The following is a 10,000-nucleotide window of genomic DNA, read 5'->3' on the forward strand; positions in this document are numbered from 1 at the left end:
TGCTGATGCGCGTCGAGCGTCCCGGCAAACACCTTGTGATAGGTGTAAAGCGGCACCCAGCCGCCGTTCAGATCAAATCCGGAGGTGCGGATGTCGCCCTTGCGCAGTTCCTCATAGACGATCTTGCCGTCCACTTCCTGACCGTTGCGCCCCACGGTCGTGCCGCCCGCATAGCCGTCGCCCTGTTTGGCCTGAATGGTCTTCAGTTCGCTTAGCACATAGGCGGCGCGGTCGCGAAATTCGGGTTTGCCGGTCTGCGCGTACATCAGCGACACGGCGGACAGGTAATGGCCCAGGCTGTGGCCCGCAATGCCGCGCGCTTCCCAGCCGCCATAGACCTCGCCCCTGGGCTCCAGCCCCGTGCCTTTGCGGAAATTGTGCAGAAAACGGTCGGGCGACAGCGACAGAAGATAGCGCTGGTTGGCCTCAATGGAGGTCAGGAAGATCGACGGCTTTAGCCGCACCTGCGACAGCGGGAAGGGGGTCGCGGATATAGAATCAGGCGTCACGGCCTTGGCAGCGGTCGCGCCTACAGCCATCCCCAGTCCTGCGGCCGTTATGCCGCGTCGCGTCCATCCCTGCATGACTCACTCCTGTTGTGTTTTCTTGGACTATAGTCCGTCATTTGTCTGAGTAAAATCAAACTTGCACAGAGCGACGGATTTCGGCTTGCCACACGTTTGACACCGGTATCATATAGGCCCAACCAGAACAGACATCATTCTATATCTCCGGGGAAATGCCATGCACCGCCGTACCTTGCTCGCCAGCCTTGTCACCTTGCCCTTTGCCGCGCCTTTGCTGGCGCAGGCGGCCCAGATCGGTGTCAATACGCCGTTCCCACCGCTCAGCCCTGAGCGCATCAAGGCCATCGCGCCCGCAGCGGAGCAGGCGGCGTGGCTCGACTATCTGACGCGATCACAGGCGCAACTGGCCGCCGATCAGGCCGCTTTGATGGCCGAGCGCAAGGGGCTGAGCATAATCCCGGCGGACCCCAAAACCGGCGACGGTGAAAAGACCATGCCGCTCGATAAACCTGTTGAATGGTATGCCTCGGCAGAAGGCCGCAAGGTCGCCGACAATATCGTCAGTTTCCAGACGCCCGCCGGCGGCTGGGGCAAGAACCAGCCGCACGACAGCGAGCCGCGCGCGAAGGGGCAGCATTTTGTCGCCGGGAACAGCCTTCAAACCAAGCCTGCCGGTGATTTCGACGCGCCGACCGTTCCCGGCTGGAGCTATGTCGGGACCATCGACAACGGGGCCACGATAAGCGAGACGCGGTTTCTGGCGCTGGCCTTTAACGCCACACAGGACGTGCGCTATCGTGACGCCGCGATCCGTGGCCTGACCTACCTGCTTAATGCGCAGTTCCCGAATGGCGGCTGGCCGCAGGTGTGGCCGCTGATGGGGGGCTATCACGATGCCATGACGCTGAATGACAACGCCATGATCTCGGTGTCGCGCCTGGTGGGCGATGCCGGGCGTGGCGAGACGGGCTTTGCCTTCCTGCCGGGCGACCTGCGTACACGCCTGCTGGCGGCGGAACAACGTGCGCTGGCCGTCTTCCTCAAATCGCAGGTGGTGATCGACGGTAAACTGACCATGTGGGCGCAGCAATACGATGCCCTGACCCTGACGCCCTCATCGGCGCGCAATTACGAGATGCCATCGTTGAGTTCGTCGGAAAGCGGATCACTGCTGGTCTATCTGATGAAGCAGCCCAACCCGTCGGCTGAGATGAAGGCGGCGATTGTGGCCGGGGTCGCGACACTGGAGGCCACAAAGATCGAAGGCAAGGCCTTTGAGAAGACGCCGGATGGCAAGGACCGTCTGCTGGTCGATAAGCCGGGCGCCGGACCGATCTGGGCGCGCTATTACGATCTCAAAACGATGAAGCCCATCTTCGGTAACCGTACCAAGACCCTGCACGATACGATTAATGATGTGGAGCCGGAACGCCGCCGCGGCTATTCGTGGTTTGGCAGTGGGCCGCAAAGCGCGCTCAAGGCCTATGTCGCCTGGAAGGCGAAACACGGCTGAGTCGCTCCGAATGGAAAACTTATCAGGGGCGTGATCACTTTGGGCGGACTGGCTTTTAATGGTCAGTCTGCACCCTGAAAAACGCTTTGAAGTCATCCGTATGGCCAAACCCTACCCGGCCTCTCCGTTGAACCTGTCGCCACTGACGCAGACAGGTGAGGGGCCGATCCGCATTCTTGTGGTGGAAGATAATCCCGCCAACGCGCTGGTGGCCAGCCTGTTCCTTGAACAGATGGGCTATGCCCACGACCGCGCCGAAAATGGCCGCGAAGCGATTGAGACTTATCAGGCCGGGCGTTACGGCCTGATCCTGATGGACCTTCAGATGCCGGAGATGGATGGCTACGAGGCCACCCGCCGCATCCGGGCGCTGGAGCGCGAAACCGGGCGCACGGCGGTGCCCATTGTCGCCCTGACCGCGCACGCCCTCAGTGGCGACCGCGAGGCCTGTTTGCTGGCCGGTATGGATGCGTACCTCTCCAAGCCTTTCAGGCCGGATGAGTTGCAGGCGTGTCTGGAGCGCCTGACCGCCGCAAGGCCACCCGTCGCATAAGGCCTCTCAACCCATCGGGCGACACGCCGTCTCGCGCCATCAATAACTGTACGATGGGTTCTGATAACAGGTCTTCGAGACGTGGGTTCATCGGTCTTACTCCCATAGAGATTTCAATTTGCGACTCGTTCTCAATAATGCTAATGAGAATTATTCGCAATTGTTAATCCGTACAGGAGGCGGTTTTCTCATGGCACAGGTGGCTTCAGACAGGGGGCGTGATCTTCGTCGGTTGCGCTATGCCGAGCACTTTCTGACCTGGGCGCTGCGCACCTCGGTGGCCTGCTCGCCTCAGTGTCGTCTGTTGCAGCGTGAGTTCGCGCACGCCTTTGGTCCGGAGCCGTCCGAAGGGCTGAAAGCCTTTCACGGCTGGCTTCTGGCCCTGGCCAAAGGTCGGCGTCGGCTGGAGATCGGACGTCCGGGCCTGATCGCCCTGACCCGTGACGAGGAGATGCTTCTGAGCCTGCTCACCCACGCGCAGACGCAGGAGGTGGACCGCTTTACCGCTCAGGCGCGGTTTGTGATGGGGGCGGAACCGTCACACGACCTTTATGCGGCCGCCCGCCATCTGATGGAGCTGATGGCGCAACGCGGCCACGGCCTGCCGGTCAGCGCGGCCGTCGGACGTGACCTGCCAACAGTCCTGCCCTGCGCCGGACAGCCGCCGCAACTGAGGGCGGTTTAGAGCGCATTCCGAAAAGTGTGCAACGGTTTTGGCTTCGCCGAACTTCGTTTCGGAATCAAATGCGGGATAAAACAAAGCATGAGAGCGGAGTTTCGGTTCAACCTGAACGAAATCCGCTCTAAGGCTGCGGGGTTGACGCCGGGGCGACGCGCCCGCTGCGCTCCAGCTTGCCCCAGCCGACCGCCAGCCCGCGCCCGGCCGAGGCCAGCGCCTTCAGCACCACATAGTACATGATCTGACGATAGACGAAGCGTTGCGACAGCAGCCAGAAGACGGGGTAGCGCTTTTCGCGCGGCTCCAGCATGTAGGCGATCCAGCCGCACAGGGCGTCGATGGCCACAAACACCGTCCAGTAGATCAGCATACGCTCCAGCGTGCCATCGGTCTGGTTCAGTCCGTGCTGACTGATCGTCCAGGCGGTGGCGGCAATATTGATCAGCAGGGCCAGATCAATCAGCGGGGAAATCACCGAAAAGCCGATCTGGAAAATCCACGCCTGCGGCAGACCGATACGCGCCAGCCCCTTGGGCTTGCCCTCTTTGAGGATGCGGCGGTGCTTCCACAGGCATTGCAGCGTGCCGAAGGCCCAGCGGTAGCGCTGTTTGATCAGGGCGGCGAAACTTTCCGGCGCTTCGGTCCACGCCACGGCGTCCTGATCATAGGCCACGGCCCAGCCACGGCGCTGAATGGCAATGGTCAGGTCCTGATCCTCAGCCAGCGTGTCGTGCGGATAGCCGCCGACCTCTTCGAGCGCCGAACGCCGCCACGCCCCGACCGCGCCCGGCACCACCATCATAGCGCCGAAGGTGGCCAGCGCCGAGCGTTCCAGATTCTGCGCCGTCACATACTCCACGCCCTGCCAGCGGGTCACGAAGTTAAAGCGGTTACCGACCTTGGCATTGCCTGCCACCGCGCCGATCTCAGGCCGGATGAACCAGCGCACCAGTCGCGCAATGGTTTCCGGTTCGAACTGCGTATCGGCATCGAGCGCAATGATGATTTCGCCTTTGGCTCTGGCGATACCGTTATTGACCGCGGTCGCCTTGCCGGCATTGGCCTGAGTGATCAGGGTGACGCGCGGTTCGTCCGCAAAGGCGCGCGCCACGATGGCGCTGGTCTCGTCTTTTGAGCCGTCATCGACCACGACGACTTCGATATCGACATCGACGCTGGTCAGGACGCGACGCACCGAGGCTTCGATGACGCGGGCTTCGTTAAAGGCGGGGATGATGACGCTGACCTGCCGCGCATGGACAAAGTCGGCGATACGGCCATCATCGGTTTCGGTCGGCGGGTCCATATGGCCGCTATAGTCGGCCCAGATGGCCATAACGCTGAGGATGATGGCGCGCAAAACCCCCAGAACTATGGCGGCGATAAACAGCCATTGCAGGCCAATCGCCCCCCAGGCCAGCAGCATGAACACGCCGACATCGAAGCGCACGGCGGCCAGATCACTCCCCGACAGGGCGGGCATGGCCTGCGCCGCCGGCAGGTCAGTCAGGCCGCTCACGGTCGTGAACTTATAGCCTTGCGCCTTCAGGGCCCGGATGATGTGCGGCAGGGCGTCAATCGTCTGCTGACGATCACCGCCGGAATCGTGCATCAGCACGATCTGACCTGAGCGGCAGTTGTTGACGTCTTCTTTGCAGGCCTCGGACGCGGCACTGGCGGCCCCGTCCGCGACGCCTTTCAGGACATTGTCGATGATGGCCTGCACGCCCGGCTTTTGCCAGTCTTCGGAATCAACGTGCAAACCGACGCTGGTATAGCCCATCTGCTGCCCCAGCAGGGCAGGGGCCAGTTCGTTTTCGGTCGTGGGTTCCGCGTCCCCGAAATAGGGGGCGCGCAGCCAGCGCAGCGAGCGCCCCGTATAGGCTTCGACCACGCGCTGCGTCGAGTTCAGTTCCACCCTGGCCCATTCGGCGGGGATATTGGCCATATTGGGGTGGGTATAGGTGTGGTTGCCGAGTTCGTTGCCCTCAGCCAGCATGGTCTTGAGCAGGAAGGGGTGACCCAGCGCCTTTTCCCCAATCACGAAGAAGGTCGCCGGGACGTGTTCGGCCTTCAGGATTTGCAGCACCTTGGGCGTCCACTTCGGGTCGGGGCCATCGTCGAAGGTGAGGGCGATATAACCGGGTTTGAAGCCGGTACGGCGCACCACATAGGGGGTGGGCAGGGTCTGATAGACCTGATTTTGCGCCATGCGCTGGGTGTCAAACTGGACTGTGCGGTGCCCAAAGGTCGGGGGGGCGCTGATGCGCAGGATTTCGCCCGCGCCTTCGACATCGACATTGCCCGCCGGTTTTAGCGTCGTCAGATCAGGCGTGGTCTGGCCCTGAAAATGCGCAAAATCCTGCCAGATGCCAGGGTCTTCGGAGCCCAGACGCCAAAGGGCGACGCCATAGGCATCGGTGGCGTGAACCGCCAGCAGTTGATTCCACGCGCTGACCGCATCGAGCATCCACACTTCGTGATTGACGCCGTTCTCCTGATAGGCAAAGCCGCTGTTGCCGGTTGCGCGGTCAAAGGCGACGGGGGCTTCGGAATCGTGGGCGATCAGCCAGGCATCGCCCAACGTCAGGACTGTGGTGCCGAATTTCGACCAGTCGTAGGCGTAGTTGCCGATACAGACGATGGCCTTATCCGCCGGGACGGCCTTCATAGAAGCCGCCAGACGCCCCTCGAACCAGTCCTGAGCGGCGATCGGGCCCGCCTCATCGACCATAGAATGCTGATCATAGACCATCAGGAACAGCTTGTCGGTCACCTGCGCAAAGGCCGACAGGTTCCAGTCGGGGTCATCGACCGGCACGGTGGCGGTGACGGAATATCCCCTGGCCCCCAGACGCGCGCGGGCCTCTTTCAAAAGAGCGAGATAGGGTTTGAGGGCGGCGGGTTCCAGATTTTCAAAGTCGAAAACAACGCCGCCTGATTTTTCCTGTCTCAGCGTGTCTTCGATCTGCGCCAGCAGTTGCGTCCGGGCGGCGACATTGGTCAGCAGGCGATGCGTGTTTTCGCGTTCAAAGCCTTTGAGCGAGGTGTTCTGCACCATGGTCAGCAGGACGGGCGGCTTTTTGGCGGCCGCCAACACCTTATGAAAACGCACATCCGGCTGATAGTTGAAGGTGTTTTGCAGGCCAGAGACGCTGGCAAAGGCCCCGATCACCACGTCCATATCGCTGGCGTGGGACTCAAAGGCGGCGCGGCTACCGTCGTCCCAAGGTACGTAAAAGCCGATGATTTTTTGAGGCGTATCCGCGTGGCGGGTTAGATTGCGAAAGCGATGCGGATGGCGCGCATCGTGGGTCTGGAAGGTCCAGCGCGACGCGTGCGAGGCCTCCATATGCAGATCAAGCTGACGCGGCACCGGCACAGACAGGACCGACAGGATCAGGCCCAGAAACAAAAGGGTAGCGGCCGCCGCCAGCGCGATCACGCCCATCAGCGTGGCCTTGTTGCGCTTGCCTGACGGATCATAAAAGACCGGTGTTTTCATCTTAACGCACGCTTCAAAAAAAAATGGGGTCGCGTTGCCCGAAAGGGGATACCGGCGCGGAATGCGCGCGCTTCGTGTCAAAATTGAGATAACTGCAATCGATTTTATAAACGCCGTTTGCGTTTTTGGAATCACCCACAGTTTGAGGCTGCCGCAGGCAACGGAAACCGATTACCCTGACCGTAGAATGTCGTGAACTCCGGCCAAAGACGGCGGGGAAAAAACGAAACAGGGAAAACATAATGCCACATCGTCTTCATCGCCGGGCGATTCTGAGCGGCCTGATCAGCGCCGCAGCCTTTCCTGCACAGAGCGCGCAAAGGCCTGCGCTGATCCGTGTGACGACTCTTGATGCGGAAGGGCCGGGATCGCTGAAGGCGGCGCTTGACGCCAAAGGTCCGCGTCTTGTGGTGTTTGAAGTCGGCGGGGTGATTGACCTCAATAAAACCACTCTGGTCATCCGTGAGCCGTACCTCACCCTTGCCGGGGAAACCGCACCGGCGCCGGGGATTACCCTGATCCGGGGCGGGATCAGCGTCCAGAGCCATCATGTGGTCATCCGGCACATCGCCGTGCGCCCCGGCACCGCCGGTATGCCGGAGCGCTCAGGCTTTGAGCCGGACGGCCTGTCCTGCACGGCGGCGCACGACGTCCTGATCGACCAGTGCAGCTTTACCTGGGCGGTGGATGAGGCCCTGTCGGCCTCAGGGCCGCGCTTTGAGGGGGCAACACCGGACGATTGGCGGCGCAACACGTCACACACTATTGTGTTCAGAAACAATCTGATCGGCGAAAGTCTTCATCACGCCAGCCACGCCAAAGGTCCGCATTCGATGGGCTCTTTGCTGCATGACAATGTGACGGGGGCGCTGTTGATGGGCAATCTCTATGCCCACAACAATGAGCGCCATCCGCTGATCAAGGGCGGGGCGCAGGCGGTCGTGGTCAACAATGTCTTCGTCAACCCCGGCTCGGCCTGCGCGCAATATACGTTGGTGGAGGACCAGTGGAAGGGCCGGGAACCCATCGCCGGTAAGCTTCTGCTGCGCGGCAATGTGATGCGCGGGGGCGTCAATACGCGGCCCGATCTGGGTTTGCTGAAATTCGGCGGGGCCGGTGACCTCGATCTGCACGCCGCTGACAATATCGCCACCTATGCCGATGGCCGCCCGGCCCCGATGATCGCCTACTATCAGGCGCGGTCGGATGGCTATGAAGACACTGCCCCCTATCGCCCCAAGGCGTGGATTCGCGCCGTGCCCAGGGAAAGCCTGTGGCCGCAGGGCTTAACCTTACGGCCCGCCGCCGACATCGAAAGCCATGTTTATCGCCATGTCGGCGCACGACCGTGGGCGCGCGATCCGATCGACGCCCGCATTATTGCGGAGGCGCAGGCGGGCAAGGGGCGCATTATCAACAGTGAAACCGACGTCGGTGGCTATCCGCAGCGCACCGCGACCCGTCGCGCGTTTCACGAGTCGTACCTTATAAAGTAGAGATCAGGCCCGCTCGCGCAGAAACACCTCTACCTCCGCCGCCGTCGGGGCAGCATCGGCCGAGCGGCGCGTGACCGAAATAGCCGAGGCTGCCGAGGCGTAGCGCATGGCCGACACGTAGTCGTCGCCAAGGACCAGCCGTGCAGCCAGCGCGCCATTGAACACGTCACCGGCACCCACCGCATCCACCGCTTCAACCGTGAAGGCCGACAGGCGGACCAGTTCACCGTCGATCAGACCGGCGCAGCCATTGGCCCCCAGCGTCGTGATAACGGTTTCCGCCCCATGCGCGCGCAGGGTCTGCATGGCACGGATCAGCGACTCATCGTCCTGTCCGTCTATGCCGGTCAGTTTGGCCAGTTCCGTTTCATTGGGCGTCACCACCTCGCACAGGGGCAGGAGGTCAAAGACGCCGTTATCGACCGGGGCCGGGTTGAGAATGGTCTTCACCCCGTTCGCCGTGGCGATTTCCAGCGCGGCTTTCAGCGTATCGAGCGGCGTTTCAAGCTGAACCACCAGCGCCCCGGCGGAAGCGATCAGCGCCTCGACGGCTTCGGCATGGGCGGGTGTCAGGTGGGCATTGGCCGCTGAGGAAACGACGATCATGTTCTGACCATCGGGCGCGACAAGGATATTGGCCATGCCGGTGCCGACACCGTCCAGCACCACCACTGAGGCCTCATCCACGCCACGCTTTTTGAGGAAATCGCGCGCCATGCCACCGAAATTGTCGTCGCCCACGGCACCGACCATGCGCGTTTCGACACCGGCCTGCGCCGCCGCCACTGCCTGATTGAGCCCCTTACCGCCCATGGCCACCGCCGTGTCGTGGCCCATAATCGTCTCATTGGGTTTGGGCAGGGCATCGACCCGGATAAAGAAGTCCACATTGATCGAGCCGAGGACGAGAATGGAGGCGCTCACGACAATCCCTTTGGTTGACACCGGCAGCGAGGCAGGTAATTAAACGTTTCACAAATCGGTCTATAAACGATGTCTATAGGCAGTTTGCCTTGCGACAAACACGGCGCTGATCTAAGCCTGATCCGTGCGTTTTGCCAAGTCAGGGCAGGGCGCTCCGGCTACTCATTTTCAGGAAATCCCATGCGTTTCCCAACTCTTGCGGCTGCGCTGGCCGCTCTGGCCCTCAGCACCACCACCCTTTCGGGGCAGGCCTTTGCGGCGGCTGAGCATCCGCCCGTACCGGCAGAAGGCTTCTATACGACCTCTGACCTGCGTAGCGCCGCTGATCTGGCACTGGCCGATCAGGCCGCCAAAAAGCGCGTGCTGTTCGTGGTCGATATCGACGACACCATCCTGACCATGCCGCAGGATCTGGGGTCCGAGGCCTGGCTTTCGGAGCGCATGGCGGCTATCAAGGCGCGCACCCCGGCGGGCCAGACGCCGGATTACGAGCCGATCTTTTACGAACAGGCCCTGTGGTATCAGGTGACGAACATGGTGCCGACTCAGGCCGACGGCCCGGCGGTGCTGGCCGGGCTTCAGGACGCCGGGATTCCCGTCTATGCCCTGACGGCGCGCGATCCGAACCTGCGCGGGCAGACCGAACGCGCCCTGTCGCGGGCGGGTTATGACCTGTCGAAAGCGCCCGATTGTGCCAAACCCCTGTGCACCCGGCGGGGGCGTCTGCGCGACAGCGAAATCCGCGCGGCAGGAGCGGCGCTGAAGGTCACGCTGAGCAACGCCGCCTATAAGGATGTGACGGT

General features: G+C 62.0%; 8 protein-coding genes. 5 read left to right on the top strand and 3 right to left on the bottom strand.

Annotated features, from left to right (window positions below; genetic code table 11):
• Window positions 1-584, bottom strand: a 584-nt coding sequence (locus LDL37_RS06470; protein WP_290795774.1) for a beta-L-arabinofuranosidase domain-containing protein, incomplete at its 3' end; no start/stop codon positions are given.
• 160 nt (window positions 585-744) lie between these two features.
• Here LDL37_RS06470 and pelA point away from each other — a divergent pair.
• The 3 genes from pelA to LDL37_RS06485 all read left to right on the top strand — a co-directional run bounded on the left by pelA (window position 745) and on the right by LDL37_RS06485 (window position 3,278).
• The gene (gene pelA, locus LDL37_RS06475; RefSeq protein ID WP_290795776.1) at window positions 745-2,040 is read left to right on the top strand and encodes a pectate lyase; all 1,296 of its coding nucleotides are present in this window, start codon (window positions 745-747) and stop codon (window positions 2,038-2,040) included.
• Between the two features lie 58 nt (window positions 2,041-2,098).
• Window positions 2,099-2,593: a response regulator gene (locus LDL37_RS06480; RefSeq protein ID WP_290795777.1), complete on the top strand. Its 495-nt coding sequence runs from the start codon at window positions 2,099-2,101 to the stop codon at window positions 2,591-2,593.
• A gap of 190 nt (window positions 2,594-2,783) precedes the next feature.
• On the top strand, window positions 2,784-3,278 hold the full coding sequence (locus LDL37_RS06485; protein WP_290795778.1) for a hypothetical protein: 495 nt from the start codon (window positions 2,784-2,786) through the stop codon (window positions 3,276-3,278).
• Window positions 3,279-3,396: 118 nt separating this feature from the next.
• On the opposite strand, the gene LDL37_RS06490 is transcribed toward LDL37_RS06485, so the two are convergent.
• Window positions 3,397-6,777 (bottom strand): glycosyltransferase, encoded by a 3,381-nt coding sequence (locus LDL37_RS06490; protein WP_290795779.1) that lies wholly within the window; start codon window positions 6,775-6,777, stop codon window positions 3,397-3,399.
• A 242-nt stretch (window positions 6,778-7,019) separates the two neighbouring features.
• On the opposite strand from LDL37_RS06490, the gene LDL37_RS06495 reads away from it, so the two are divergent.
• A complete protein-coding gene (locus tag LDL37_RS06495; RefSeq protein WP_290795780.1) occupies window positions 7,020-8,273 on the top strand; it encodes a pectate lyase in 1,254 nt (417 codons plus the stop codon).
• Between the two features lie 3 nt (window positions 8,274-8,276).
• On the opposite strand, the gene LDL37_RS06500 is transcribed toward LDL37_RS06495, so the two are convergent.
• Window positions 8,277-9,197 carry a ribokinase gene (locus LDL37_RS06500; RefSeq protein WP_290795781.1) on the bottom strand — a complete coding sequence of 307 codons (921 nt, stop codon included), beginning with the start codon at window positions 9,195-9,197 and terminating at the stop codon, window positions 8,277-8,279.
• A gap of 180 nt (window positions 9,198-9,377) precedes the next feature.
• On the opposite strand from LDL37_RS06500, the gene LDL37_RS06505 reads away from it, so the two are divergent.
• Window positions 9,378-10,000, top strand: a 623-nt coding sequence (locus tag LDL37_RS06505) for a DUF2608 domain-containing protein (protein WP_290795783.1), incomplete at its 3' end; no start/stop codon positions are given.

The sequence above is a fragment of the Asticcacaulis sp. genome, assembly GCF_020217185.1.
In the GTDB taxonomy this organism is placed as follows: Bacteria; Pseudomonadota; Alphaproteobacteria; order Caulobacterales; family Caulobacteraceae; genus Asticcacaulis.

Excerpts from the sequence above, each read along its gene's own strand:
- LDL37_RS06490 (WP_290795779.1), bottom strand. The coding sequence starts at position 6,777 with ATGAAAACACCGGTCTTTTATGATCCGTCAGGCAAGCGCAACAAGGCC.
- LDL37_RS06480 (WP_290795777.1), top strand. The coding sequence starts at position 2,099 with ATGGTCAGTCTGCACCCTGAAAAACGCTTTGAAGTCATCCGTATGGCC.
- LDL37_RS06495 (WP_290795780.1), top strand. The coding sequence starts at position 7,020 with ATGCCACATCGTCTTCATCGCCGGGCGATTCTGAGCGGCCTGATCAGC.
- pelA (WP_290795776.1), top strand. The coding sequence starts at position 745 with ATGCACCGCCGTACCTTGCTCGCCAGCCTTGTCACCTTGCCCTTTGCC.
- LDL37_RS06485 (WP_290795778.1), top strand. The coding sequence starts at position 2,784 with ATGGCACAGGTGGCTTCAGACAGGGGGCGTGATCTTCGTCGGTTGCGC.